Raw genomic sequence first — 24606 nt, 5'->3', positions numbered from 1 at the left:
GCCCCTCGCCCTCCTGCCGGCCACCCACCTCCTCCGGCCCGGCTGGCCCGTCGGACTGATCCTCGCCGCCGCCTACCTCGCCGTCGCGGTTCTCGCCGGCCGCACCGGCCGCGACAGGGCGCACGTGCTGCTCGCGGCGGTGACGGGATTCGTCGGGAGCGCGCTGCTGCTACTGACGTGGGTGGAACTGGGAGGGCGCGAGCTCAGCGGCTTCGCGCTGACCCTGAGCGCCCTGGCCTACGTCGTGGCCGCCGGCCTGTGGGGACGGCGCTGGGTGGACCTGGTGGCCGTGGCCGCCTCCGTGATCGCCGTGCTCGTCTACGCGGCCGTCAACCGGCCGCACCTCGCGCTGAGCGACCGGCTCGCGGTCCGCGAGTTCACCTACTGGGACGTGGTCTCCGCGTTCGCCATCACGGCGCTGGCGGTCGCCGTGACGTGGTGGGCGCGCCGCCGCCTGCCCCGCGAGTCGACGCGCGTGATGATGGTGGGCGCCGTCGTGGCCCTGGCGGCCTTCTCGGTGATGGTGGTCGCGGCCGGCGTCGTGATCGGCGACCTTGCCGGGGTGGCCAGGACCGGATTCCTCGCCGCGCACCTGGTGGTGACGGTGCTGTGGATCTGCTGCGCAGCCTGGCTCGTCCTCACCGCGAACCCGCGCGTCGCCGATGCGCGTCGACTCGGGTTCGTTCTGGGCTCCCTCGCGCTGGCGAAGTTGCTCCTGCTCGACCTGGCCACCCTGCCGGGACTGTTCCGCGTGCTGTCGTTCATCGCCGTCGGCGCGGTGATGCTCGCGGTGGCCGTCCGCTACCGCAAGGAGACCGAGCCGTCGGGCAGCGGATCGCCGACGTAGACGCGGAAGGCGCGCGGCTGCGCACCGGACATCAGTACCTCGACCTCCGGGTGGTCGACCTCATCCGGGTCGTCGGAGGGCATGCTCCAGACCACCTCGTCGGCGTCGGTCAGCTCGCGCAGTGCCATCCGCGTGGCTCGGACCCAGCGCACGTGTTTCAACGCCGGCTCGTCACGCAACACGTCATCCGCGAGGTCCTCGCGGTTACGAAGGTCGACCATGAGGCGCTCGCCGTCCGGCGCCTCGTAGGCGGTGCAGACGTGGTTGATCAGAACGGACAACGGCCACGACGGCCCGGAACCGAGCAGATCGATGATGATCATGCGCGCATCGCCGACCTGGCAGGTCGTCGGTGTGGTGAGGATCTGGAGCCGGTCGGCGACGTCCTCGGTGATCTCGATGAGCTGAACGGTCATGATGAACCCCTGTTCGACGGAGACGGTCGACAAGAGGTGATCGCGGCGCGGCCCCGAACCGTCCCGACTGTGACGTAGATCATATCGTAGACCCGTGCGGGGCGGGTCTCGTCGGGATGACGATCTCGCCGAGCCGTCCGGCCGGACCGCCGCCGTGAGGCGGACGGACTGGTTAGTGTCGGAGGTGTGACCACCTCACAGACCGGACGTGCAGGCTCCCCGGGCGAACGGGACGACGCCTTCTCGCTGTCCTATGACGGGTTCGACCCCGGTGAGGAGGGCCTGCGCGAGACGCTCACCTCGACCGGCAACGGGTACATGTCCACTCGCGGCGCCGCCGAGTGGGAGGAGAACGACGGGGTCCACTACCCGGGCACCTACGTGCACGGCCTCTACAACCGCGCGACCACCATGCTCGGCGGTGTGCCGGTGCACAACGAGGACCTGGTCAACCTCCCCAACTGGCTGCCGCTCAAGCTGCGCATCGGCGGCGCCGAGGTACTACGGCTCTCGGAGGTGCAGATCCTCGAGTACCGCCACCGGGTGGACCTGCGCTCGGCGCTGATGACCCGCCAGATTCGGTTCCGTGACAGGGAGGGGCGGGAGACCGAGCTGGTGAGCCGACGGTTCGCGTCGATGGCCAGCATGCACCACGCCTACCTCGAGTGGACGATCACGCCGCTGAACTGGTCCGGCCAGGCGGAGATCGTGAGCGCGCTCGACGGGCGCGTCACCAACGACGGAGTGCCCCGCTACCGGCAACTCGAGAGCGACCACCTCCGGCCGGGCAGCACGGTGTTCCCGCAGCCCGAGATGATGGCGCTCAAGGTGCGCACCCGGCAGTCCGAGGTGAACGTCGGCGTCGCGGCGCGGACCCTCGTCTCGACCGGCGGCCGGGAACGCGAGGTGCCCCGCTCCGACTTCCGGACGGCGGACTACATCCAGCAGACCCTCCACGTGGAACTGGAGCGCGACGTCCCCACGACGATCGAGAAATCGGTCGCCCTGTTCACCTCCCGTGACCCGGCCACGGGGGACACGCTCCTGCGCGCGTCGCGGTCGGCGTCGCGCTCTCGCCCGTTCGAGGCGGCGTACGCGCACCACCGCGAGTCGTGGGAGCGGTTGTGGCAGGCGTGCGACCTCCACGTGTTCGGCGACGACGAGGCCCAGCACCTGCTGCGGGTCCACGTCAGCCACATCCTGCAGACGTGCTCGCACAACACCTCCGACCTCGACGCCGGCGTGCCCGCCCGCGGGATCAACGGCGAGGCCTATCGGGGCCACGTGTTCTGGGACGAACTGTTCGTCTTCCCGTTCCTGACCTTCCGGCTCCCGGCCGTGACCCGCAGCCTGCTCATGTACCGCTACCGGAGGCAGTCCGAGGCGCGGGTGGCGGCGGCGTCCGCCGGGTACGAGGGGTTCATGTTCCCGTGGCAGAGCGGATCGCTCGGCACGGAGCAGACCCAGGAACTCCACCTCAACCCGATGTCCGGGCGGTGGGACGTCGACCTGTCGCACAACCAGCGCCACGTCAGCGCGGCGATCTTCTACAACGTCTGGCAGTACGTCACCCTCACCGAGGACTCGATGTTCCTCGAGTTCCGGGGCGCGGAGATGATGCTCGGCATCGCGCGGTTCTGGTCATCCATCGCGCACTACTCACCCGAGCGGCAGCGCTACGAGATCCACGGCGTGATGGGGCCCGACGAGTACCACGAGAAGTACCCGGGCGCGTCCGAGGGCGGAGTGCGCAACAACGCCTACACCAACGTCTTCGTGGCGTGGATCTGCGACATCGCCGCCCACCTGCTCGACCTGCTGCCGGCACCCCAGGCCGGTGCCGTCCGTGCCCGGCTCGAACTGCGCGACGAGGAGATCGCCCGGTGGAAGAACATGAGCCGAAAGATGTTCGTCCCGTTCCACGACGGGATCATCAGCCAGTTCGAGGGCTACGAGGAGCTGGAGGAGCTGGACTGGGAGGGATACCGCGCCAGGTACGGCAACATCCAGCGGCTCGACCGGATCCTCAAGGCCGAGGGCGACACCCCGGACCGGTACAAACTGGCCAAACAGGCCGACGCGGTGATGCTGTTCTTCCTGTTCAGTGACGACGAGTTGCGCCGGGTGTTCCGACGCCTCGGGTACGAGTTCCCCGACGACGCCGCGCGGCGGACCATCGAATACTACGACCACCGCACCTCCCACGGGTCGACCCTGTCGTACATCACCCACGCGGGCGTCCTCGCACGCTTCGACCCGGACAGTTCCTGGGAACGGTTCAAGGTCGCGCTGGGCAGCGACGTGCACGACATCCAGGGCGGCACCACCCGCGAGGGCATTCACATGGGGGTCATGTCCGGCACGGTCGACCTCGTGCAGCGCTTCTACGCCGGGATGCGGGTCGAGGGCGGGATGCTGCAGTTCGACCCGAATCTGCCCGGCGGGATCGACGGGGTCTCGTTCAACATGACCTACCTGCGATCGCCGCTCACGGTGACGGTGATGCGGGAGGAGGTGGTGATCCGTCACCGCGACGGCGTGATCGACGCGACCCCGGTGTGCGTGTGCGTGCGGGGCGAGCAGCGGATGGTCGAGGTGGGCGGCGAGGAGAGGTTCAGCCTGGAGTGACGCCCGGATCGGCGCGGCGCGCCGCCGCGTGGGCGTGCCGCCGCGCGGCCCGCGCCCGGCGCCGCTCCTCGCGGCGCTGGTGGTCGTGCACCACCTCCGCCTCGTGGTCGTACGGGCTGCCGCGGAACCGACGCAGTGCGTAGACGAGCAGCGCCAGCCCGACGAGGCCCGAGAAGACGAGGGTGCCGCCGGTGCCCCAGCCGCCGATCAGCCAGAGGTCGGCCGACAGCGGCCACCAGGTCGGCACCGTCGAGCCGATCCCCCAGAAGATCCCCAGGCCGATCAGCCAGGCCACGCCGAGTAGCGACCCCGCGATCTTGGGCCACGACTGGACCCCGCGGGAGGCGCCCTCCATGGCGACGCGCTTGATCGACAGGAGGCGCCGGTCGAACCACTCGTACTGCCGTGAGAGCACCACCGTCCCGGCGAACAGCATGAGGAGCCCGGGACCCGGGAGGAACAGCGCGGCGATGCCGAGGACGATGAGCGTCCACCCGATGATCTCGAGCGCGAGGCGTCTCACCGCCACGTAGCCGAGTCTCTTCACCGGACCATGGTTACAGAGTCCGCGCCTCCGATGCAGGCGATCCCCCCGCGTCCCGGGCCCGAACGGCGGAGGCGCCCCTCGGCTCAGGCCACACTGGTCCCGAGCAGCAGGCCGATCCCGTAGGTCACCGTCATGGCCGCGACGCCCCCGATCACGAGCCGGCGCACGGCCGGGCGGGGATCCGCGTCCCCGAGTCGGGCGGAGACGTACCCGGCGAGGATCAACCCCACCACCGTGAGGACGCCGATCAACGGAACCCTCAGCGTGGCCGGGGCGAGGACGGCGAGCAGGGGGATGACGGCACCGAGCGCGAACGAGATGGCGGACGAGATCGAGGCGGTGACCGGGTTGGTCAACGACTCGGCGTCGATACCCAGTTCTGCATCGAGGTGGGCCGCCAGGGGATCGTCGGCGTGCAACTCCTCCGCCACCCGCCGGGCGGTCTCCTCGCTGAGCCCCTTGGCCGTATACAGGCCCACGAGCTCGTCGAACTCCGCTTCGGGTGCCTCCTCGAGCTCGCGGGTCTCCTTCTCGATGAGCGCCTTCTCGGTGTCGCGTTGCGTGCTCACGGAGACGTACTCGCCGATGGCCATCGAGCTCGCGCCCGCGACCAGCCCCGCCATGCCGGCGACGAGGATTGCCGGGCGATCCGTGGTGGCGGCGGCGACGCCCAGGACGAGGCCCGCGGTCGAGAGCAGCCCGTCATTGGCACCCAGGACCGCGGCGCGCAGCCAGTTGAGTCTGCCGCCGACCGATGAATCGTGGGGTTCCACCGTGCTGTGTGGTGCCGGACCGGGGACGCTCATGCCCCTACGGTAGGACTCCCAGGAGTCGCCGACAAGCCTCGAAAGGCTATCCTTACCAGCGTTTTTCCTGCTGCGCTGGACGGACCGCCGGCTCAGGCGGGGACCGCGGAGCGGAACTCCCGGGCGGCCCGGGCGCCGGCGTCGAGGTCGACCTCGGGCCAGCCGTCGGGGGCGTGGAGCACCGCGCCGAGCTCGACGGCGGTGAGGGCGGACCCGGCGGTGAGCAGTGCCTCCACGGCATCGGGGTCGGGGGCGTCGAGCAGGGTGTCGTCGGCCAGCTCGTCGACGATGTCGCGCAGGGCGGCCCGCGTCACCGGGAACAGTTCGGGGTCGAAGCCGTCGTCGGTGGGCTGGTTCAGTCGCCACCACCGTGACCCGTCCCACCCGTACAGGAAGCCCAGGCACGCGTCGTGGGTGCGGGCGTGTTCGACGCCGCGGCGCCACCAGCCCGGGGCGTCACCCACCAGGTCGGTGCCGGCCTCCCCGGCGTTGCCGCTGCCCTCGGTGAGCGAGAACTCGTGGTGCCAGCCGGCGAGGAGTGCGCGCCCCGGCCCCGGCCGTAGCAACGCCATCCACATCCCCTCGTCCCCCGACCAGTGCAGGGCGCCGGCGGCGGGCACGTGGTGGTCGAGGCCCACCGCCGCGCGGACGGCGGCGTCCACAGCGAGGAGGGAGGCGATGTCGTCGGGCGTCGAGTCCAGGTCCACGGGGAGCACGGCCATGTGGACCACGCTAGACCTGATCGACGACGACGAGGTGGCGATACCGGTGAACGTCCGGCCACCCGCGGGTGACGCAGGGGTGCGCCGGCGGGCGCCGGGCATCACCGATCCCGCTGCGGCGGGGGCGTGCGGACTCGTACGGTGAGCGCATGCGCAGCGAGGCGACACACGGTCACGCGGGCCCCGGCCCGGCTCACGATCACGCGGGCCCCGGCCCGACCACGCAGGCCGGGATCGGGCGGGACGGGCTCCCGCCCGGCCCCCGGCTTCCGAGGATCCTGCAGGCGGTGCTCGCCCTGTCGGCTCCCGCCGTCGTCTTCCCGGCGGCGGCCCGGCGCTACGGGGTGCCGTTCACGCTCGATCTCATGCCCGCCGGACGCAAGGTCGTCGCGGTGTCCGAGCCCGCGCAGATCAAGGACGTGTTCGCCGGCTCGCCGTCGGTCTTCCACGCCGGCAAGGGCAACGACCTGCTCCGTCCCCTCCTGGGCGAGCACTCCCTCCTCCTCCAGGACGGTGACGAGCACGCGCGCGCCCGGCGGCTGCTCGCGCCGGCGTTCGGGCGGCGTGAGATCGACGGCTACCGCACGCTCGTCGAGGAGGTCACGCGCGAACAGTTGGACCACTGGCCGCGGTCGGGTCGCGTCCGCGCGCACGTGCTGCTCAACCAGCTGACGCTCGAGGTGATCCTGCGGGTGGTCTTCGGGGTGACGGACTCTGCGCGCCTGGACCGGATGCGGCCGATCGTCGCCCGGGCGGTCGATGCCGGCCCGGTGGTGATGATCGGCCTGGGGATCCCCGCGCTGCGCCGGCGGTGGCCGTGGAGCCGAGAGGTGCGGGACCTCGAGACCATCCACGAGTTCCTCGGTGAGGAGATCTCCGCGGCCCGCCTGGACCCGGCCCTGTCCGAGCGGCGGGACCTCCTGGCGTTGCTGGTCCGCGCCTCGGCGGCCGACGCGCAGGGACTGTCGGACCAGGAGCTGCGTGACCAGCTCATGACCCTCGTGGCGGCCGGGCACGAGACCACGGCCACGGCGATGGCGTGGTCGATGCTGGAACTGGCCCGCCACCCGCGCGTCCAGGACCGGTGTGTGGCCGAGATCGCCGAGGGCGGGTCGGAGTACCTCGACGCTGTGCTCAAGGAGGTCCTTCGGTTGCATCCGGTGGTGCCGATGGTGATGCGGGAGCTGCAGGAGCCGGCCACCGTCGGCGGGCGGACCTATCCCCGGGGGGTGACGATCTCGCCATCGATCGTCCTGGCCCACCGCGCCGCGGCCACCTACGCCGGGCCCCGTGAGTTCGACCCGGGGAGGTTCCTCGGCGAGGTGCCCACGCCCACCGAGTGGCTGCCCTTCGGCGGTGGCGCGCGCCGCTGCATCGGGGCGTCGTTCGCGATGATGGAGGGACAGGTCATCCTGCGGCAGGTGCTGGAGCGGTATCGCCTGGAGCCGGTGGGCAACGGTCGCGAGTGGCCGCGGTCCCGCAACGTCACCCTGTACCCGTGGCGCCGCGGGCGGATGGACCTGCGGCGGCGCTGAGCCCGGCTTACGGGTCGGCGCCCGCAGCCATCCCGGGCCCTCAGTTCCTCCTCAGGGCCGTCCGGGGGCCGGATCCGCCTGTGTGACGGGTGGTGGGCAGGAGGTTGACGGGACTCAGATGTGCGTTTTGGTGGAGATTTTCCTACCGTGGAGGCTGTGAACGCTTCAGAGACGTCCTCGCGGCAGCCCGAAGCGCACCGCGCCTCGGTCACCCGTATGTACACGTGGATATCCGAGAACGGCAGACTGATCGAGCAGGTCAGGGTCGTCCCCAAGGGTGATTCCACCCGCGCCCGCGGTCGGATCGTCGCCGCCGCCGGCCCGGACAACCCCGCCTTCACCGTGGAGTACGAGGCTCAACTCGGCGCCGACACGACCCTGCGCCGGGTGTGGCTGACCCTCACCACGGAGGAGCACGAGCGCACGATCGACCTGGTCTGCGACGACGAGGGGGCCTGGCTGCTCGAGGACTCCTCCGGGACCCGCTCCCGCGTGGGCGGCGACGGCGTGGTGGACGTGGACATCACCTACAGCGTGTTCTTCGCCAGCGTCATGATCCGTCGCCTGGGTCTGCACGCGCAGCCGGGTTCCGAGGACGTGCGGGTGTTGTCGGTGGATTCCATGACGCTCGACGTCACCGAGGACACGGTCACGCTCTCCAGCGACGACGAGCAGGTCCACGGCATCACCGCCACCGCGTCGACCAGCGCGACGGTCGACCCCGACGGCGTGATCATCGACGTGCCGGGGCTCAGCCGAAGGGCCTGAACGGCCAGCCGAAGGGCCTGAACGGCCAGCCGAAGGGCCTGAACGGCCAGCCGCCGGGCCTGAACGGCCAGCCGAGGGGCCTCTACGGCCTGTCGGCGAGCCGGACCTCCCTGCCCAAGGCGCCCGCCTCGCGGAGCGCCTCGAGCCACCCGGCCGCCCCCGGCGTGACCTCCGCCGGTCGGAGATCCCCGCCGGTGCGATCGGCCTGCGCGTCCTCATAGGCACGCCGCGCGCGGTGGCCGTCGTCGACGAGCGGCCCCAGCGTTCCCCGCTCGGCCAGCGCCGCCCGCGCGGCCCCGAGGTCGGCGAGGCACTCGTCCAGCACGTCCAGCAGCGCGTCCCGGTTGGGTTCGCAGATCGCGCGCACCAGATCGGGCGCGGTCCCGGCGACGCGCGTGCCGTCGCGGAACGACCCCGCCGCCAACGAGAGCGCGAGGTCCCCGCCCCGGCCGCCCGCCAGCGCGAGCGCCTCGGCCAGCACGTGCCCCAGGTGGGAGATCCGGGCGACGGCCGCGTCGTGGTCGGCGGAGGTCGCCGAGACCACCCGTGCGCCACTGTCCAGCGCGAGCCGCGCCACCCGTCCCCAGATGTCGGGGTCGGCGTCGTCGTCGGCCGCGACGAGCCACGTGGCGCCGCGGAACAGGTCGGGGTCGCCTGCGTCCCAGCCGGAGTGAGCGGTGCCGGCCATGGGGTGCCCGCCGACGAACCGCGCCCCCAGTCCGTGACGTCGTACCGCCTCCAGGACGGGGCCCTTGACGCTGATCACGTCGGTGAGGGCGACGGTGGGTGCGTGCTCGGCCACCGTGCCCAGGACCGACTCGAGGGCGGGGAGGGGGACGCCGACGACGACGAGGGCATCCGCCTCCGCGGCCCGGCGGAGTGTGGTGGGCAGATCCGTGGTGACGTCGAAACCGGCGGCGGTGGCGGCCTCGGCGCCGGCGGGGGAGCGGTTCCAGCCGAAGGTCCGATCGGGGCCGAGGGCCCGCAGGAGTGAGCCGCCGATCAGGCCGACCCCGAGCACGCACACGTCCGCCGTCACCGTCACCTGACAAGGTTCTCACAGCAGACTACGGTTGAGCCCATGCCCAGCAGCTCCGACCGACTCTCCCGCGACTCCGACGACGACTCGGTCACCGGCATCGCACTCGGGGTGGTCCAGGACGGCGGTTCCTGGCAGGTCACCCGTCTGGACGACGCCGCCCTCACCAGTCTCGACGACGCTGCCCGGCAGGTCCGGTCGCTGCGCGCGGAGGGGCCGTCGTTCGGGTTGGTCGACGTGGACCACGAGTTCTTCGTGATCCTGCGCCCGGGCCCGTCCGGGATGCGACTCATGCTCTCGGACGCGACCGCGTCGCTGGACTACGACCTCGCCGCGGATGTGCTCGACGAGCTCAACGTGGACGTGCCCGACATGACCGACGAGGAGCTCGAGCAGACCGACCCGTGGGGCGAGGGCGACATGGCGATCCTCGACGACATGGGCCTGCCCGCCGGGGTGTTGGAGATCATCGTCTCCGAGACCGACCTGTACGCCGACGAACAGCTGCAGTCGGTGGCCGAGCGGATGGGCTTCGGCGACGAGTTCGAGCGGCACCAGCCCGACTCGTGAGCCACGGGTCGTGACGGCGCCGTGTCCGTGACCGCGGTGTGTCCGTGAACCCGCCCGGATCGGCGCACCCCGAACACCGGGGCTCTGCGCGGGTGGCCGACGAGATGCTGGTGAGGCGCGCCCTGGCCGTGGCGGGCGGTGCCCCGGCCGAGGACGTGCCCGTCGGCGCGCTGGTGCTGGGCCCCGACGGTCGGGAGTTGGCCGCCGCCACCAATCGGCGTGAGGCCGACGGTGACCCGTTCGCGCACGCCGAGGTGATCGCGCTCCGCGAGGCCGCGCGGGTCCTGGGCGACGGTTGGCGGCTGGAGGACTGCACTCTCGTGGTGACCCTGGAGCCCTGCACGATGTGCGCGGGGGCGGCGGTCGCGGCGCGGGTCGGCCGCATCGTCTTCGGCGCCTGGGAGCCGCGCACCGGGGCGTGCGGGTCGCTGTGGGACGTCGTCCGCGACCGGCGTCTGGTGCACCGTCCAGAGGTGCGGGGTGGTGTGCTCGAGGACGAGTGCGCCGCTGTCCTGGAGGACTTCTTCCGCGCTCGTCGGTGAGGGTGGCCGTGACCGGGGCCGCGTCGGGGCGCACGGCGGTGACCCGATCGTGACCCGCTCGCGGTGGAGGCCGGTCCGGCATCTCCGTACGGTGGGTCGTGAGAGGTGCCGGACCCCGGCGCCGCGATCGAGAGGAGCACCACATGGGAGTGGGAGACAAGTTCTCGAACAAGGCCGAGGAGCTGGGCGGCCGCGCCAAGGAGTCGGCCGGCGCCGCGACGGGAGACCGTGACCTGCAGGCCGAGGGCCAGGCGGACCAGGGTTCGGCCAACGTCAAGCAGGGCGCCGAGAAGCTCAAGGACAAGGCCAACGAGGCCGCGAGCAAGCTCACCGGCAACGACAAGTGAGTTACAGCAGCTGACTCCTCGCCTCTGGCCTGGCGATTTTCGTCTGGGGCCACCGGTGAAGTAGCCTAATCGGCGGTGGCGTGTCCGAGCGGCCGAAGGTGCAGCACTCGAAATGCTGTGTTGGGTAACCCCCAACCGTGGGTTCAAATCCCACCGCCACCGCCACGGGGAGAGCCCCGGATCTCGAGAGAGGTCCGGGGCTCTCGTCATTCCGCTCCCGCGCCTGTCCGTGCCGACTGCAGCCGCTCCCGCGCCTGGCGTCTCGCTCGAGCGCCTGTCCGTGCCGGCTGCAGCCGCCCCTGACGATGGCGTCTCGCCTGCCCCGCGGTGGGTGCGAGACGCCATGGCGACGGGCGGCTGTGGGTGGGGCAGGCGAGCCCCGCTTTCAGACGTGGTCGGAGGAATCCTCGACGAAGTTCGGCAGCGTCACGACCGCGTTCAGCGTCGACAGCGCCGACTCGATCACCGCCTCCTGTGGCAACCCCGACTCCTCGCCGAGCAGTGCCAACTCTTCGACGCCGGCCAGCCACGCCCGCGTGAGAGCGAGTGCCAGGGGGTCCGGTTCGTGTACCCCGAGGCTGTCGAGGATCCGCAGGCTGATCGTGCGGTGCATGCCGTCGACGACCTTCTCCAGCGCCGGATCCACCGCGCGGCCCGAACGCAGGACCGCCACGTAGTTGTCGCGACGCCGCTGGATGTAGCGCACCAGTGCCGTGATGATCGCGCGTGTGCTGTCCTCGGCGTGCGCGCCCACCGGGATCTCGGTCAGCGACAGCACGTGGTCGGCCGCCGCCCGCACGACCGCCGTGAGGTAATCCAGCTTGGTGGGGAAGTAATGGAAGAGCAGGCTGCGGGACACCCCGGCCCGCTCGGCGACGTCGTCCAGCGACAGGGCGTGGAAAGGCACGGTCTCCAGCAAACGGATCCCCAACACGATCAGCTGTGATCGGCGTTCGTGCTTGGAGAGCCTACGGCCACCTGATGTGGTCATCGCCCCACCTCGTCGTCGTATTCCTCGACGCGCGCGTCGCGCCCCCCGACGCCGACGACTACGCCCCCCGTGCCGACGTACCTCTCCATCTTAGGGTCACGTCCGCAATCCGCGACCGTCATGCCACGATGGAGTGATGCCGGACAACGACACGCCCACCACCTGCGCGACCACCTTCGACGTGGGCGAGCGGATGGTCCTCGACGGGACGGCCGGTGGGCGGACGGGTGTCATCCACACTCCGCACGGTGACATCGCCACCCCGGCGTTCATCCCCGTCGGCACCAAGGCCACCGTCAAGACGCTGACCCCCGAGCAGGTCCGCTCCACCGGCGCCCAGGCCGTGCTGGCGAACGCCTACCACCTCTATCTGCAGCCGGGCCACGAGGTCGTCGACGCCGCCGGCGGGCTGGGGGAGTTCATGCGCTGGTCCGGGCCCACCTACACCGACTCGGGTGGCTTCCAGGTGATGAGCCTGGGGGTGGGGTTCAAGAAGGTCATCGAGATGTCGGCCGGTGCCAAGCCGGACGACGCGGCCACCAACAAGGGGCAGGGGCGGCTGGCGAAGGTCGACGAGGACGGTGTCACCTTCACCTCGCACCTCGACGGCTCGCGGCACCGCTTCTCGCCCGAGGTGTCCATGCGGATCCAGCACTCGCTGGGCGCCGACATCCTGTTCGCGTTCGACGAGCTCACCACGCTGATGAACACGCGGAAGTACCAGGAGAGTTCGGTGGAGCGGACGCGGCGGTGGGCGCAGCGCTGCCTCGACGAGCACGAGCGGCTGTCGCAGGAGCGGGGGCACCGGCCGGGGCAGTCGCTGTGGGGAGTGGTCCAGGGTGCGCAGTTCGAGGACCTGCGGCGGCAGGCCGTGCGCGGGCTCGTGGAGATGAGCGAGCGCGCCGAGGCCGAGGGGCGACGAGGGTTCGGCGGGTACGGGATCGGCGGCGCGCTGGAGAAGGAGAACCTCGGAACGATCGTCGGCTGGTGCACCGAGGAACTGCCCGAGGACCGGCCGCGGCACCTGCTGGGGATCAGCGAGCCCGACGACATCTTCACCGCCGTGGAGAACGGTGCCGACACCTTCGACTGCGTCGCGCCCACCCGGCTGGCCCGCCACGGTGGGATCTACACGCTCGACGGGCGGGTCAACATCACCCGCGCCCAGTTCCGCCACGACCACACCCCGCTCGACCCCGAGGGGCCGTCCGAGGTGTCGCGCGAGTACAGCCGCGCCTACCTGCATCACCTGTTCAAGGCCAAGGAGTTCCTCGGCTCCACGCTGCTCACGTTGCACAACCTCGCCTTTGTGGTGCGGCTGGTCGACGAGGTGCGCGCGGCGATGGCGGCCGGGCCCGACGAGTACGTGGCCTACAAGGCGGAGTTCCTGGGGCGGTACTACTCGGGACGCTGATCCCTGGCCGCCGTGGCCGCGCGGCCAGGGCGCCCGGCCGCCCGTATCCGTCGGCGGGATCAGCTAGTTGATCTCGTAGGTCACGGAGACGGACACAGTGAGGTCCTGGCTACCGGCCTCGATCGGCGTCGAAGCTGCGCCGTCTGCCAACGACCTCGAGACCGGAAACGGAGTCGCTTCGGTCTCCGGTACCTCGGTGATCGACTGCACCGCCCCCAACTCCGCCCCGGCCGCCTCGGCGATCTGTTGGGCCTGTTCTTCAGCTCGCGTGACCGCCTGCGCCCGGGCCTGGGCCCTGAGGTCGCTGTCGTCGTCGATGGAGAACGTCAACTGCTGAACCCGGATCGCGTCGCCGGCGGCGCCCGCCGCTGCATCGATGAGATCGCCACTCCTGTCGACGTCGCGCAAGGTCGCCGTCACCTGGTTCGTGATGATGTATCCGTCGATGCTGCCGCTGGGCAGGAAATTGGGCTGCACCGACAGGTTCTTGGTGGCGATGTCCTCCTCTTCGACGCCCTGGGCCTTGATGGTCTCGATAAGGGATCGGGCGCGTTCCGCGTTGTCGGTCAGCGCTGTGCTGGCGTCAGATGCCCGGGTCTCGACGCCGAGCACGATGGTGACGGTATCGGGAGAACCGGTGACGATGCCGGTTCCCTGCGTGCTGATGACCCGCGGATCCTCACTCTGACCCGAGCAACCCGCCAGGAGCAGTGCGGCGGTGAGGAGTGCGAGTGCGGCGGGTACGCGGGGTGAGGCCATACGTCACTATGACGCAGGAACCGACATAGGCGGGCCTACACGTCGGTCTTGGTCGACCAGCGGATGAGCTCCGCACGACCGAGGCGACTCGTAGGTGTCGGTGCTGCGTGCGACGCTGCGCGCATGACGAACCAGACCAGAAACGATCACCCCCACGACGACCTCGAGAGGCGCTCGCCGTTGGGCGTCCTCCTGCACAGTCCGGTACGCGATAGCTCAGAAAAGAGTGAGACGTGGCAGACCGCCGCGTTCAACCTCGCGGAGAAGGCGCTACGAAAGGCGCTGGCCGGGGATGACGCCGCGGTTCGGCGACTGATCAGCAGAATGGCGGATCTGGAGTTCGACGAGCTCATGGTTAGGTGGCCACAGCTGGTGGCCGCCGACCAGATTCTCTCCGGGGTGCTCGAGCAAGGTGTAGAAGAGTTCGAGGAGGAGAAGGATCTGTACGAGGCGGCGTACTTCGACGAAGACGACGAACTGATCGCCGAACTAGAGGAGGAGGAGCCCCGGGTCTCGGTGGCGACTGGGATCTACAGAGCCGCGTACGGGGCGGACCCAGTGGCATTCGCGACGCTCCGGGCATCGATCCTCGACGTGCTCTCCGACCCGTGGAGACAGCGACGCGGCGGGGTCCACAACGACGGGTTACAACGGGTGGCTGACAGGTTGCCGGAGGGGGCCAGAGCTCGGGACCTGCCCCGAGAACGCATCGAGAACGAACTCGCGGGCGTGATCCGGGCTCACCTGGTCCTGGCAGCACGCATGGTCGAGGAGTTTCGCGCGCCGTTGAACTCGACCTATGACTCGAAGTAGAGGGGGTAGTGCAGCGAGCAACCCGGATTGAATGCGGTTCCGCAGGCCGGGCAGGCGTCGGTGGCCTGGTACTCGGCGATGGTCAGCGTGCTCCAACATGCGCCGCAGAGCAGGGCATCGGTGTCGAACTCGTCCCGCGGCCACACCGACAGCGCATGGTCGGTGGCGTCGGCGTGGCAGCGGAAACAGGGATAGAACTCGCCGCAACAGTGGAAGCGGATCGCGATGACGTCCAACGGGCCGTGGTAGTGGACGCACCTGGTCTGGTCGTCGACCGTCGCGCCGAGCACCGTCACCGCGGCGGGTCGTTCGACATCGCGCCCGTCGTCTGCGTCCCGGTCAGCGGAGGTCATACCGCCGAGTGTGACAGGGCGGAACCCGAGAGTGCAGCCTGATAACTGGGCTCCCGCTTCTTGATCGACGCGATCACCACGTAGGTCACCGGCAGCAGGACCGCCTCGACGAGGGTCTTCCAGACGAAGCCGATGACGACGTAGTTCCAGTAGTCGCCCGAGCCGAGCGCCATGCCCAGCGCCGGAGCCGCGATCGTGCAGAACACCAGCGTGTCGGCGAGCTGGCCCACCACGGTCGACCCCAGGAGCCGCGCCCACAGGCTCCGCTCACCGGTGCGGCGCTTCATCCACACCAGGACGTAGGAGTTGAGCAGCTCGCCGACGACGTACCCGGCCAGGCCGGCGAGGAAGAACTGCGGGATGACCCCCGCGACGGCCTCGAACGCGTCCTGGTTCTCGTAGAAGTCGGCCGGCGGCAACTGCACGGTCAGGCTGAAGCTCAACGCGGCCAGCGCCAGCACGGCGAAACCGGAGAGCACGACGCGGCGCATCGCCTTGAAGCCGTACACCTCACTGATCACGTCGCCGAGCACGTAGGCCAGCGGGAAGAGCAGGAAGGCGCCGTCGGTGACGAGCCCGTCCATCGAGAGGAACCCGAGTTCGAAGCTCAGGTCGGGGAAGAGGAGGACGCCCTTGGTCCCGGTGACGTTGCTGATGAGCATCACGCCGACGAACAGGGCGATGAGATAGCCGTAGTACGGGCTGGCGACGGTGGCGAATACGGCGCGGCCGGGGAGACCGGCGGAGGCGGCGGACGCGGTAGAAGGGGTACTGGGCGCCGGCTCGGGAGTGTTCCCGTCCGGCCGCCCAGTCCCCAGCTGGTCGGGATTCTGCGAGGAAGTGGTCACGAACGACGATTATCCGCGCCGCCCGCCGCGATGCCGAATCCCTGCCTGTCGAATAGGTCGCGTCGCGCCGCGTCACCGTTGATCGACAAGTCGCTTCCGCACGCGTTGTGCGAGTAGGTGTGCGCGGAACGCTCTTTTCGATGAGGCGGGAGGGCCGGGCTGGGCGCGCGTCGGCCGATCAGGCCACCACCCAGGGGCCGGCCCGCAAGGACTCGGTGGTCACCACTCCATGCAGCGCCTCGATCGAGTCCGCGCCCTCCGGCCCACCGAGGGAGGCCACGATACTGGCGACCGCGGCCCTCGTCGTCGTCCCCTCCTGCGCCAGATCGGCCAGGGTCACCGCGCCGTCCCGCTTGGCCAGACGCTCACCGGCGGCGTTGACCGCGAGCGGCACGTGCACGTACTCCGGGTGCGGCAACGCCAGCAGGTCGGCCAGATGGGCCTGGCGGGGAGTGGAGGAGAGCAGGTCCTCGCCGCGCACGACCTGGTCGACGCCCTGCTCGGCATCATCGACGACGACGGCGAGGTTGTACGCCCAAACGCCGTCACCGCGGCGCAGGACGACGTCGTCGACGACGCCCGTGTACGGCCCGTGGACGCCGTCGGTGATCGTCAGCTCGTCGACCGTCGCGCGCAGTCGCAGCGCAGGCACCCGCCCCGGGCCGAGTGCCTCCCGGCGACGCTCCCGTTCCGCCTCCGACAGGTCACGGCACGTGCCGGGGTACGACCCGGGCGGGGAGTGCGGTGCGCGCGGGGCCTCGGCGATCTCGCGGCGCGAGCAGTAGCACTCGTAGACCAGGCCCTGGTCGGACAGCTGGTTCGCCGCCGCGGCGTAGGCGTGCGACCGCTCGGACTCCCACATGATCTCGCCGTCCCAGTCGAGGCCGATCGCCGCCAGATCCGCCAGCTGACGCTCGGCCACCCCGGGGCGCGCTCGGGCGGCGTCGAGATCGTCTACGCGCATCCGGAACGCCCGGCCCGAATCGCGGGCCAGCACCCACGCCGCCACCGCCGTGCGCAGATTGCCCAGGTGCAGGTCGCCCGACGGGCTGGGCGCGTACCGGCCGGCGCCGGGGGGCAGAGGACTGGCGGGGGCTTCCACGCTGAACAGAGTAGGCCGCGCGCCCGTGAACAGCGGCCGCCACGTCGAGGTGCCAGACTGGACCGCATGAGCGCAGACTCCGACAACGCCCGCCCCGCCGCCGACGACAACACCCGCCTGACCGAGGAGCAGATCGCCGAAGGCCTCGCCGATCTGCCCGGCTGGGCCTTCTCGGAGGGGTCGCTGACCTACACGGCCGTGTGCGAGACCCCGCAGGCCGCGATCAACCTCGTCGCCGCGATCGGGCAGGCCGCCAATTCGCAGGACCACCACCCCGACCTGCTGTGGAGCTACGACGAGGTCACCCTCGATCTCCGCAGCCACGACGTCGACGGGGTCACCCAGCGTGACCTCCGACTAGCTCGGTCTGTGTCCGCGCTGTCCGGGGAGTTCGACGCCACCCCGCTGGGCCTGGGGGAGTAAGGGGCGCGGCGGGCGGCAGACAGCGGGCGGCAGTCGTCGAGAAGAGTGTTTCGTGCACTGCTACTCGACCGATACGGGTGAAAGACTCTTGTCGACGCGGCTACTGACGGCCGGATGGCTGTTTACCCCGCGAACTCCTACCCCGCGAACGCGGCCGCCGTCGAGGCCAGGTCGAGTAGCGGCTGCGGCATGATCCCCAGCAGGATGGTCACCAGGACCGCGACGCCGACGACCGCGTACGTGACGGGCCTGCGCGCGAACGCCACCTCACCCGACCCTGCGGAGCCCGACCCAGCGGAGCCGAACCGCCCGGCTCCGGCGGTTGCGGAGCCCTCGCCCGCATCGCGGAAGAACATCACCACGATCACGCGGACGTAGAACGAGGCAGCGATCGCGCTCGTGAGCACGCCGATCACCACGAGGCTCACCGCGCCGCCGGCCACCGCTGCGGAGAACACGGCGAACTTGGCGATGAACCCGCTGGTCAGCGGGATGCCCGCGAGTGCGAGCAGCAGCAGTGCGAAGGCGCCCGACACCAGTGGCTGACGTCGGCCGAGCCCGGCCCAGGCCTGCAGGTCGGTGATCTCGGCGCCGTCGGGCGCGCGGACCAGCCCGGCCACCGCGAACACGCCGACGGTACTGACCGCGTACGCCGCGAGGTAGAACAGCACGGCGGAGGTCCCGGCCACCGGAGGGCCGAGCACCCCGGTGAGCAGGAATCCGGCGTGCGCGACGGAGGAGTAGGCCAGCAGGCGTTTGACGTCGTTCTGCGTGACACCGACGACCGTGCCGACGATCATCGTCAGCGCCGCGATCACCCAGAGCACGGGCGCCCAGTCGTCCTCGAGGCGGGGGACGGCGGTGTGGAAGAACCGCAGGATCGCACCGAACGCGGCGAGCTTGGTCCCGGCGGCCATGAACGCCGTGATCGAGGTGGGCGCGCCCTGGTAGACGTCGGGGGTCCAGGTGTGGAACGGCACGGCCCCGACCTTGAACAGCAGGCCCACCGACATCATCGCCACACCGATCAGCGCCAGTGAGCTGCCGCCCTCGGCCGCTACTACCGCTGCGATCCCGCCGAACTCGACGGTCCCGGCGTAGCCGTAGATCAGTGCGGCGCCGTAGGCGAAGATGGCCGAGGAGAACGACCCCAGCAGGAAGTACTTGACCGCGGCCTCCTGCGAGAGGAGTCGCCGGCGGCGGGCCATGCCACACATCACGTACAGCGGCAGGGAGAGCACCTCGAGCGCGATGAACAGGGTGATGAGGTCGTTCGCCGCGGGGAACAACATGAGCCCGCCCGTGGCGAACAGTGCGAGCGGGAAGACCTCGGTCTGGGAGACGCCCGCGCGTTCGGCCTCGCGTTCGGCGTCGCCGCCCGGGGCCAGAGCGGCCTGCGGGGCGAAGCCCGCGAGCACCGGGCGACGGGCCGTGGCCGACGCGCCCACCGAACCCGACGAGGCCCCGGCCGCCGCGCCCACCCGGGAGCGTTCCCCGATGAGCACCCCCGCCCCGATCGCCACGAGGACCGTCGCCCCCTGCAGGAACAGCGCGGGCCCGTCCACGGCTACGGCGCCGCCGGCCGTCACCAGCCGCGTCCCGGCGAGCAGAACCACCGTCACCAGCGCCGCGACGAGCCCGCCGAGGTACAGCACCATCTGCGCGGCGTAGCGGTGTCGGGCGGGGGCGAACGCCTCGACGAGCACCGAGACGATCGCCGTCCCGAGCACCACGAGCAGCGGCAGGAGCGAGGAGTAGGCGATGTCCGGGGTCATCGGGTGGCACCTTCCACGTGGGTGACGGTCTCGGCGACCGCCGGGTCGATCACGTCGAGCGCCGGCTGCGGGTAGAAGCCCAGCACGATCAGCGCCACGACCAGCGGGGCCAGCACCACGCGCTCGCGGGTCGTGAGGTCGGGCGTGGACCGCAACCCCGGCGCGAGGGGCCCGCCCATCACCCGCTGGTAGGTCCACAGGATGTAGACGGCCGCCAGGACGAACGTCGCCGTCGCCAGTACGGCGGCGACGGGGTAGACCTCGAACGTGCCGACGAACACCAGGAACTCGCTGATGAACGGGGCCAGCCCGGGCAGTGACAGCGTCGCGAGCCCGGCGATGAGGAACACCCCGGCGAGCACGGGCGCGGCCTGCTGCACCCCGCCGTAGTAGCCGATCTCGCGGATCCGGTGCCGCCGGACGAGGAACCCGGCCACGAGGAACAGCGCGGCCGTGGCGATGCCGTGGTTGACCATGTACAGCGTGGACCCGGCCGCCGACTGCTCGGTCGCGGCGAACACGCCCAGGACGATGAACCCGAAGTGGGAGATCGACGCGTACGCGATGAGGCGTAGGAGGTCGGTCTGGGCGATGGCCATGATGCCGCCGTAGACGATGCTGATCACCGCCAGCGTCACCATCACGGGCGTCGCGGTCGCCGCTGCCTCGGGGAACAGCGGCAGCGAGTACCGCAGCATCGCGAAGGTGCCGACCTTGTCGACCACGGCCATCATGAGCACCGCGGAGGCGGGCGTCGCGGCGACGGCGGCCCCGGGAAGCCAGGTGTGGAACGGCCACAGCGGGGCCTTGATCGCGAACGCCAACGTGAACCCGGCGAACAGCAGGAGCATCGCGCCGGGCGGGATCTGCAGTCGCCCGTCGGCGACGGCGTCGGTGATGAGGCGGTAGTCGAAGGTGCCGCGGCCGTCGGGCCCGAGTCCGGCCCGGGCTGTGTACATGTAGAGCCCGAGCACCGCGGCCAGCATGACGAGTCCGCCGAGCAGGTTGTAGAGGAGGAACCGGACGGCCGCCTGCGCCCGGTCGGCGCCGCTGTCCCCGAACGCGCCTGTTCCGAATCCCCCGATGAGAAAGTACAGCGGGATGAGCATGGCCTCGAACGCCACGTAGAACAGCAGCACGTCCAGGCTCGTGAAGGCCACCAGCGCGAGCCCCTGCGTGGCGAGCATCAACGCGGGGGACGCCTGCGTGCGCCGACCGTTCGGGGCGGGGCGGTCGCCGCCGGGCCCGTCGGTGTCACGCCACCCGGCCAGCAGCAGCAACGGCATGAGTGCGGCGGTGAGCAGCACCAGCACGAGCGCCACGCCGTCGATCCCGAGTGTGTACGTCGCGCCGAACGCAGGGATCCACGGCCGCGACTCGACGAACTGGTGGGTCTCGCCGCCCGGCTCGAACCCGACCGCCAGCGCGACGGCCACCCCCAGGACGACCAGGGACGTGACCAGGGCGAGGGGCCTCGCCGCGCGGCGCGCGCTCCCAGGCAGGACGACGACGACGAGGGCGCCGACCAGGGGCGTGAGCCACAGCGCGGTGAGCAGTCCGGGGCCGGTCACAGCACGCCACCCCCCAACATCGCGGCGATCACCAGAACCGCGCCGATCAGCATGTACAGCGCGTAGGAGCGGGTGAGTCCGGACTGCAGGAGCCTCGTCCGGGCGGACAGTTCCCCGAGGGTGGCGCCGACGCCCGTCGCCGCCCCGGCCACCACTCGCCGGTCGATCACCTCCGTGCCCGCGACCAGGGCCTGGCCGGGTCGCATGAACACCGCCTCGTTGAGGTCGTCGGCGTACAGGTCGCGGCGCGCGGCCCGCGTGAGAGCGGAGCCGGCGGGGGCGGTGGCCGGGACCTCACTACGGGCGTAGCGGTGCACGGCGAGGGCGATGCCAACGGCCAACACGACCAGGGAGGCGGCGGTGACCAACCACACCGGTAGGACGTGCTCCGGGTGGTGCTCGCCAACGACCGGGGCGAGCCAGTCCTGCAGCCGCCCGCCGAGCGACAACAGCAGACCCGAGAGCACCGATCCCACGGCGATCGTGATCATCGGCGCCGTCATGATCGCCGGCGACTCGTGGGGGTGGGCGTCGTCGGCCCAGCGCTGCGGCCCGAAGAAGGTCAGGATCATCACGCGGGTCATGTAGAAGGCGGTCAGGCCCGCGCCGAGCAGGGCCACCGCCCCCAGGAGGTAGCCGATCAGTGAGCCCGCGCCCGGCCCCCCACCCGCAGCTGATTCGCTGCCCACGTCGAACGCCGCGGAGATGATGCCCTCCTTGGAGTAGAACCCGGCGAACGGTGGGACGCCGATGATGGCCAGGTAGCCGAGTCCGAAGGTGGCAAAGGTGATCGGCATGACCGCGCGTAGGGCGCCGTAGCGTCGCATGTCGACCTCGTCGTTCATCCCGTGCATCACCGAACCGGCGCCGAGGAAGAGGCCGGCCTTGAAGAAGCCGTGGGTGAGCAGGTGCATGATCGCCAGTGCGTATCCGGCGGGCCCGAAGCCGGCGGCCATGACCATGTACCCGACCTGGCTCATGGTGGAGGCGGCGAGGACCTTCTTGATGTCGTCCTTGGCGCAGCCGATGACCGCACCGAACAGCAGCGTCACGGCGCCGACCGCGATCACCGCGGCGCGCGCGGTCGGGGTCGCGTCGTAGATCGGGTTGGACCGGGTGATGAGGTAGACGCCCGCGGTGACCATGGTCGCGGCGTGGATGAGGGCCGACACCGGGGTGGGGCCCTCCATCGCGTCGCCGAGCCAGGACTGCAGCGGCACCTGGGCGGACTTGGCGCACGCGCCCAGCAGCAACAGCAGCCCGAGCGCGGTGACCAGCCCCGAGCTCACCGCCCCGCCGTCGGCTACCGCCGCCTCGCTGCCCGCCGCCCCGCCACCGATCGCGGAGAACACGCCCTCGTAGGACAGCGTGCCCAGCTGGGTGACCATGACCATCAGCGCCACACCCAGACCGATGTCACCGACGCGGTTGACGACGAACGCCTTCTTCGCCGCGGTGGCGGCGGACGGCTTGTGCTGCCAGAACCCGATGAGCAGGTAGGAGACCAGGCCGACACCCTCCCAACCCAGGTAGAGGCCGAGGAAGTTGTCGGCCAGCACCAGCAGCAGCATCGCCGCGAGGAACAGGTTGAGGTAGGCGAAGAACTTGCGCCGCGCCGGGTTGGCCGCCATGTAGCCGATCGAGTACACGTGGATGAGCAGCCCGACGCCGGTGACGAGCAGGACGAACACCATGGACAGCTCGTCAAGGCGCAGGCCGAAGTCCAGCTGGAACTCGCCGACCGAGACCCACTCGAACAGGGTCTGCCCCGCGGCGCGGTCGGCGGCGTCGCGGCCGGTCATGGCGACGAGTTGCCACACCGCCACGGCGAACGAGCCCAGCGCGGTCGCGCACCCGAGCAGGTGGCCCCACCCGTCCGCGCGGCGACCGAGCACCAGCAGGATCGCCGCACCGAACAGCGGCAGTGCGGGGATGAGCCAGAGCGCGGACCCGGCGACGGCGGGGGCGAGGGCGGCTGCGGTCGTTGTCGTCGTCGTCATCACGGTCGTCGTCATCGTCGTCCCCCCTAGTACCTGAGCAGGCTGGCGTCGTCGACGGACGCCGATCGGCGGGAGCGGTAGATGGCCATGATGATCGCGAGGCCGATCACGACCTCGGCGGCGGCCACGACCATGATGAAGAACGCGAAGAGCTGGCCGGTGACGTCGCCGTGCATCCGCGCGAACGCGACCAGGGCGAGGTTGGTGGCGTTGAGCATGAGCTCGATGCACATGAACAGGACGATGGCGTTGCGCCGCAGAAGGAACCCGGCCGCGCCGATGGTGAACAGCACGGCCGAGAGGTACAGGTAGTACTCGGGGTTCACCGTCGGCCCCCTTCGCCGGGTCCGCCGGTGCCGAGTTCGTCAGGGCCGTCCGCGCGATCGGCCGCGTGGCGCCGCAGCACCTCGCTCACCGAGTCGGGGGCGTCGGACCCGTCGGGCAGTCGGGCGGGCATGTCGGCGGAGTTGCGGCGCGCGTACACGCCGGAGCTGGGCAGCGGGGTCACGCGGGCGGTGTCGTCGGCCTGCCAGTCGAGGAACCGCTGCTGCGACATCTGCCGCTGGGTGAGGCGTCCGGTGAAGCGCTCGCGGTGCGCCAGGACCATCGCGCCGAGAGTGGCGATGATGAGCAGCACCCCGGTGAGCTCGAACGCCCACACGTGCCGGGAGAACAGCAGCTCCGCCAGCGCGGGGACGTCGGAGTATCCGGGGGCGAACCCGGCGAACGGCGGCAGCTGCGCCCGCGCCAGGCCGGTGGCCAGCAGGATGCCGAACCCCAGGCCTGCGATGATCGCCGCCACCCGGTGCCCCCGGATCCGCTCGACCAGAGAGTCCGACGACTCCACCCCGATGAGCATCACCACGAACAGGAACAGCATCATCACGGCGCCGGTGTAGACGACGATCTGGCCCACTCCCAGGAACACCGCCCCCTGCGCGATGTACAGCACGGCGAGCGAGACCATGGTCGCGGCCAGGCACAGCGCCGAGTAGACCGCCTTGGTCGCCGAGACCACCCCGAGCGCCCCGGCCACGGCGATGGCGCCCAGCACCCAGAACAGGACGGACTCCCCGGTGGTCACGAGGCCCCCTTCCCGCGGCGCCCGCGCGAGCTCGCTGCGGTCGCACCGCGCGCCTCGGGCGCCCCGGGCTCGTACGGCTCGCCCTGCTCGGGTGCGGAGCCGGTGATCTCTCCGCGGTAGTAGTCGAAGTGGTCGGCGCCCGGGTACATGTCGTGCGGGGCGGGGACCATCCCGGCGAGCATCGGTCCGAGCAGGTCGTGCTTCTCATAGATGAGGTCGGCGCGGTTGTCGTCGACCATCTCGTAGTCGTTCGTCATGGTCAGCGCCCGGGTCGGGCACGCCTCCACGCACAGGCCGCAGCCGATGCAGCGCAGGTAGTTGATCTGGTAGATACGCCCGTAGCGTTCGCCGGGGGAGAAGCGCTCCTCGGCGGTGTTGTCGGCGCCCTCGACGTAGATCGCGTCCGCCGGGCACGCCCATGCGCACAGTTCGCAGCCGATGCACTTTTCCAGCCCGTCGGCGTAGCGGTTGAGTTGGTGCCGCCCGTGGTAGCGGGGCGCGGTGGGGACCTTCTCCTCCGGGTACTGCTCGGTGTGCGCCTTGCGGAACATCGTGGAGAACGTCACCCCGAACCCGGCGAGCGGTTCGAGGAACCTGGGAACCCGGGACCGTGACTGCCTAGGCATGGCGGGACTCCTGTCTGGGGGGCGTGTCTGCAGAAGTGGCGCGGTCGAGCGCGACGCGCTGGTGGGGGAGCGGCGGGACG

The 24606-nt window shown here is 70.8% G+C and carries 27 protein-coding genes and 1 tRNA gene; 12 read left to right on the top strand and 16 right to left on the bottom strand.

Annotation, left to right across the window (positions count from 1 at the left end):
- On the top strand, positions 1 to 847 hold an 847-nt coding region (locus J1M64_RS12805; protein WP_206474359.1), incomplete at its 5' end, for a DUF2339 domain-containing protein.
- On the opposite strand, the gene J1M64_RS12800 is transcribed toward J1M64_RS12805, so the two are convergent.
- Positions 802 to 1263 carry a hypothetical protein gene (locus tag J1M64_RS12800; protein WP_206474358.1) on the bottom strand — a complete coding sequence of 154 codons (462 nt, stop codon included), beginning with the start codon at positions 1261 to 1263 and terminating at the stop codon, positions 802 to 804. The genes J1M64_RS12805 and J1M64_RS12800 overlap by 46 nt on opposite strands.
- A gap of 186 nt (positions 1264 to 1449) precedes the next feature.
- Here J1M64_RS12800 and J1M64_RS12795 point away from each other — a divergent pair, with 186 nt between their 5' ends.
- Positions 1450 to 3891: a glycoside hydrolase family 65 protein gene (locus J1M64_RS12795; RefSeq protein WP_206474357.1), complete on the top strand. Its 2442-nt coding sequence runs from the start codon at positions 1450 to 1452 to the stop codon at positions 3889 to 3891.
- On the opposite strand, the gene J1M64_RS12790 is transcribed toward J1M64_RS12795, so the two are convergent.
- The 3 genes from J1M64_RS12790 to J1M64_RS12780 all read right to left on the bottom strand — a co-directional run bounded on the left by J1M64_RS12790 (position 3878) and on the right by J1M64_RS12780 (position 5966).
- On the bottom strand, positions 3878 to 4438 hold the full coding sequence (locus J1M64_RS12790; protein ID WP_154829315.1) for a PGPGW domain-containing protein: 561 nt from the start codon (positions 4436 to 4438) through the stop codon (positions 3878 to 3880). The two genes, J1M64_RS12795 and J1M64_RS12790, sit on opposite strands and share 14 nt — an antisense overlap.
- A gap of 83 nt (positions 4439 to 4521) precedes the next feature.
- The gene (locus J1M64_RS12785; protein WP_154829313.1) at positions 4522 to 5244 is read right to left on the bottom strand and encodes a VIT family protein; all 723 of its coding nucleotides are present in this window, start codon (positions 5242 to 5244) and stop codon (positions 4522 to 4524) included.
- 92 nt (positions 5245 to 5336) lie between these two features.
- On the bottom strand, positions 5337 to 5966 hold the full coding sequence (locus J1M64_RS12780) for a hypothetical protein (RefSeq protein ID WP_206474356.1): 630 nt from the start codon (positions 5964 to 5966) through the stop codon (positions 5337 to 5339).
- Here J1M64_RS12780 and J1M64_RS12775 point away from each other — a divergent pair.
- The 3 genes from J1M64_RS12775 (at position 5965) to J1M64_RS12765 (ending at position 8269) form a co-directional block, all read left to right on the top strand.
- Positions 5965 to 6111 carry a hypothetical protein gene (locus J1M64_RS12775; protein ID WP_206474355.1) on the top strand — a complete coding sequence of 49 codons (147 nt, stop codon included), beginning with the start codon at positions 5965 to 5967 and terminating at the stop codon, positions 6109 to 6111. The two genes, J1M64_RS12780 and J1M64_RS12775, sit on opposite strands and share 2 nt — an antisense overlap.
- A gap of 4 nt (positions 6112 to 6115) precedes the next feature.
- A complete protein-coding gene (locus J1M64_RS12770; RefSeq protein ID WP_206474354.1) occupies positions 6116 to 7501 on the top strand; it encodes a cytochrome P450 in 1386 nt (461 codons plus the stop codon).
- 156 nt (positions 7502 to 7657) lie between these two features.
- Positions 7658 to 8269: a putative glycolipid-binding domain-containing protein gene (locus J1M64_RS12765; RefSeq protein WP_307872438.1), complete on the top strand. Its 612-nt coding sequence runs from the start codon at positions 7658 to 7660 to the stop codon at positions 8267 to 8269.
- An 82-nt stretch (positions 8270 to 8351) separates the two neighbouring features.
- Here J1M64_RS12765 and J1M64_RS12760 read toward each other — a convergent pair whose 3' ends face one another.
- Positions 8352 to 9314 carry a prephenate dehydrogenase gene (locus tag J1M64_RS12760; RefSeq protein WP_206474353.1) on the bottom strand — a complete coding sequence of 321 codons (963 nt, stop codon included), beginning with the start codon at positions 9312 to 9314 and terminating at the stop codon, positions 8352 to 8354.
- 36 nt (positions 9315 to 9350) lie between these two features.
- Here J1M64_RS12760 and J1M64_RS12755 point away from each other — a divergent pair, with 36 nt between their 5' ends.
- The 4 genes from J1M64_RS12755 (at position 9351) to J1M64_RS12740 (ending at position 10932) form a co-directional block, all read left to right on the top strand.
- On the top strand, positions 9351 to 9878 hold the full coding sequence (locus J1M64_RS12755) for a tRNA adenosine deaminase-associated protein (protein ID WP_069388832.1): 528 nt from the start codon (positions 9351 to 9353) through the stop codon (positions 9876 to 9878).
- 104 nt (positions 9879 to 9982) lie between these two features.
- A complete protein-coding gene (locus tag J1M64_RS12750; protein WP_206474486.1) occupies positions 9983 to 10420 on the top strand; it encodes a nucleoside deaminase in 438 nt (145 codons plus the stop codon).
- A 143-nt stretch (positions 10421 to 10563) separates the two neighbouring features.
- Positions 10564 to 10767, top strand: a complete 204-nt coding sequence (locus J1M64_RS12745; protein ID WP_163375355.1) for a CsbD family protein — start codon at positions 10564 to 10566, stop codon at positions 10765 to 10767.
- 74 nt (positions 10768 to 10841) lie between these two features.
- A tRNA-Ser gene (locus J1M64_RS12740) sits at positions 10842 to 10932 on the top strand.
- A 220-nt stretch (positions 10933 to 11152) separates the two neighbouring features.
- On the opposite strand, the gene J1M64_RS12735 is transcribed toward J1M64_RS12740, so the two are convergent.
- Positions 11153 to 11758, bottom strand: a complete 606-nt coding sequence (locus J1M64_RS12735) for a TetR/AcrR family transcriptional regulator (RefSeq protein WP_206474352.1) — start codon at positions 11756 to 11758, stop codon at positions 11153 to 11155.
- A 136-nt stretch (positions 11759 to 11894) separates the two neighbouring features.
- Here J1M64_RS12735 and tgt point away from each other — a divergent pair, with 136 nt between their 5' ends.
- Entirely contained in the window at positions 11895 to 13172 is a 1278-nt protein-coding gene (tgt, locus tag J1M64_RS12730) for a tRNA guanosine(34) transglycosylase Tgt (RefSeq protein ID WP_206474351.1), read from the top strand.
- Between the two features lie 63 nt (positions 13173 to 13235).
- Here the strand turns inward: tgt and J1M64_RS12725 are convergent, their stop codons facing one another.
- A complete protein-coding gene (locus J1M64_RS12725; RefSeq protein ID WP_206474350.1) occupies positions 13236 to 13931 on the bottom strand; it encodes an SIMPL domain-containing protein in 696 nt (231 codons plus the stop codon).
- Positions 13932 to 14054: 123 nt separating this feature from the next.
- On the opposite strand from J1M64_RS12725, the gene J1M64_RS12720 reads away from it, so the two are divergent.
- The gene (locus J1M64_RS12720; protein ID WP_067714671.1) at positions 14055 to 14744 is read left to right on the top strand and encodes a hypothetical protein; all 690 of its coding nucleotides are present in this window, start codon (positions 14055 to 14057) and stop codon (positions 14742 to 14744) included.
- On the opposite strand, the gene J1M64_RS12715 is transcribed toward J1M64_RS12720, so the two are convergent.
- From J1M64_RS12715 to gluQRS, 3 genes are all read right to left on the bottom strand, one after another.
- A complete protein-coding gene (locus J1M64_RS12715) occupies positions 14729 to 15097 on the bottom strand; it encodes a CHY zinc finger protein (RefSeq protein WP_206474349.1) in 369 nt (122 codons plus the stop codon). The genes J1M64_RS12720 and J1M64_RS12715 overlap by 16 nt on opposite strands.
- Positions 15094 to 15945 carry a queuosine precursor transporter gene (locus J1M64_RS12710; RefSeq protein WP_374220852.1) on the bottom strand — a complete coding sequence of 284 codons (852 nt, stop codon included), beginning with the start codon at positions 15943 to 15945 and terminating at the stop codon, positions 15094 to 15096. The genes J1M64_RS12715 and J1M64_RS12710 overlap by 4 nt, the downstream gene beginning before the upstream one ends.
- A gap of 178 nt (positions 15946 to 16123) precedes the next feature.
- Positions 16124 to 17047: a tRNA glutamyl-Q(34) synthetase GluQRS gene (gene gluQRS / locus J1M64_RS12705; protein WP_206474348.1), complete on the bottom strand. Its 924-nt coding sequence runs from the start codon at positions 17045 to 17047 to the stop codon at positions 16124 to 16126.
- 66 nt (positions 17048 to 17113) lie between these two features.
- Here gluQRS and J1M64_RS12700 point away from each other — a divergent pair, with 66 nt between their 5' ends.
- Entirely contained in the window at positions 17114 to 17470 is a 357-nt protein-coding gene (locus tag J1M64_RS12700; protein ID WP_206474347.1) for a 4a-hydroxytetrahydrobiopterin dehydratase, read from the top strand.
- A 137-nt stretch (positions 17471 to 17607) separates the two neighbouring features.
- Here the strand turns inward: J1M64_RS12700 and nuoN are convergent, their stop codons facing one another.
- Genes nuoN through nuoI form a run of 6 tightly spaced genes read right to left on the bottom strand, consistent with a single transcriptional unit; the run spans position 17608 to position 24526 of the window.
- Positions 17608 to 19245: an NADH-quinone oxidoreductase subunit NuoN gene (gene nuoN, locus J1M64_RS12695; RefSeq protein ID WP_206474346.1), complete on the bottom strand. Its 1638-nt coding sequence runs from the start codon at positions 19243 to 19245 to the stop codon at positions 17608 to 17610.
- A complete protein-coding gene (locus tag J1M64_RS12690) occupies positions 19242 to 20816 on the bottom strand; it encodes an NADH-quinone oxidoreductase subunit M (protein ID WP_206474345.1) in 1575 nt (524 codons plus the stop codon). Before J1M64_RS12690 ends, nuoN begins: the two co-directional genes overlap by 4 nt.
- On the bottom strand, positions 20813 to 22816 hold the full coding sequence (gene nuoL, locus J1M64_RS12685) for an NADH-quinone oxidoreductase subunit L (protein ID WP_206474484.1): 2004 nt from the start codon (positions 22814 to 22816) through the stop codon (positions 20813 to 20815). The genes J1M64_RS12690 and nuoL overlap by 4 nt, the downstream gene beginning before the upstream one ends.
- Positions 22817 to 22842: 26 nt before the next feature.
- A complete protein-coding gene (gene nuoK, locus J1M64_RS12680) occupies positions 22843 to 23142 on the bottom strand; it encodes an NADH-quinone oxidoreductase subunit NuoK (protein ID WP_096906211.1) in 300 nt (99 codons plus the stop codon).
- The gene (locus J1M64_RS12675) at positions 23139 to 23900 is read right to left on the bottom strand and encodes an NADH-quinone oxidoreductase subunit J (protein WP_206474344.1); all 762 of its coding nucleotides are present in this window, start codon (positions 23898 to 23900) and stop codon (positions 23139 to 23141) included. The genes nuoK and J1M64_RS12675 overlap by 4 nt, the downstream gene beginning before the upstream one ends.
- Entirely contained in the window at positions 23897 to 24526 is a 630-nt protein-coding gene (nuoI, locus tag J1M64_RS12670; protein ID WP_206474343.1) for an NADH-quinone oxidoreductase subunit NuoI, read from the bottom strand. Before nuoI ends, J1M64_RS12675 begins: the two co-directional genes overlap by 4 nt.
- Between the last annotated feature and the right edge of the window lie 80 nt (positions 24527 to 24606).

The sequence above is a fragment of the Dietzia sp. KRD202 genome (genome assembly GCF_017168155.1).
GTDB classification, from domain to species: Bacteria; Actinomycetota; Actinomycetes; order Mycobacteriales; family Mycobacteriaceae; genus Dietzia; species Dietzia kunjamensis.
Note: the sequence above shows the minus strand (reverse complement) of the source record. Positions and strands in the feature narration are given on the sequence as shown.

Coding starts and splice junctions, on each gene's coding strand:
- J1M64_RS12800 (WP_206474358.1), bottom strand. CDS start 1,263: ATGACCGTTCAGCTCATCGAGATCACCGAGGACGTCGCCGACCGGCTC.
- J1M64_RS12785 (WP_154829313.1), bottom strand. CDS start 5,244: ATGAGCGTCCCCGGTCCGGCACCACACAGCACGGTGGAACCCCACGAT.
- J1M64_RS12775 (WP_206474355.1), top strand. CDS start 5,965: ATGTGGACCACGCTAGACCTGATCGACGACGACGAGGTGGCGATACCG.
- J1M64_RS12780 (WP_206474356.1), bottom strand. CDS start 5,966: ATGGCCGTGCTCCCCGTGGACCTGGACTCGACGCCCGACGACATCGCC.
- J1M64_RS12770 (WP_206474354.1), top strand. CDS start 6,116: ATGCGCAGCGAGGCGACACACGGTCACGCGGGCCCCGGCCCGGCTCAC.
- J1M64_RS12755 (WP_069388832.1), top strand. CDS start 9,351: ATGCCCAGCAGCTCCGACCGACTCTCCCGCGACTCCGACGACGACTCG.
- J1M64_RS12750 (WP_206474486.1), top strand. CDS start 9,983: ATGCTGGTGAGGCGCGCCCTGGCCGTGGCGGGCGGTGCCCCGGCCGAG.
- J1M64_RS12745 (WP_163375355.1), top strand. CDS start 10,564: ATGGGAGTGGGAGACAAGTTCTCGAACAAGGCCGAGGAGCTGGGCGGC.
- J1M64_RS12735 (WP_206474352.1), bottom strand. CDS start 11,758: ATGACCACATCAGGTGGCCGTAGGCTCTCCAAGCACGAACGCCGATCA.
- tgt (WP_206474351.1), top strand. CDS start 11,895: ATGCCGGACAACGACACGCCCACCACCTGCGCGACCACCTTCGACGTG.
- J1M64_RS12725 (WP_206474350.1), bottom strand. CDS start 13,931: ATGGCCTCACCCCGCGTACCCGCCGCACTCGCACTCCTCACCGCCGCA.
- J1M64_RS12720 (WP_067714671.1), top strand. CDS start 14,055: ATGACGAACCAGACCAGAAACGATCACCCCCACGACGACCTCGAGAGG.
- J1M64_RS12715 (WP_206474349.1), bottom strand. CDS start 15,097: ATGACCTCCGCTGACCGGGACGCAGACGACGGGCGCGATGTCGAACGA.
- J1M64_RS12700 (WP_206474347.1), top strand. CDS start 17,114: ATGAGCGCAGACTCCGACAACGCCCGCCCCGCCGCCGACGACAACACC.
- nuoN (WP_206474346.1), bottom strand. CDS start 19,245: ATGACCCCGGACATCGCCTACTCCTCGCTCCTGCCGCTGCTCGTGGTG.
- nuoL (WP_206474484.1), bottom strand. CDS start 22,816: ATGACGACGACGACAACGACCGCAGCCGCCCTCGCCCCCGCCGTCGCC.
- nuoI (WP_206474343.1), bottom strand. CDS start 24,526: ATGCCTAGGCAGTCACGGTCCCGGGTTCCCAGGTTCCTCGAACCGCTC.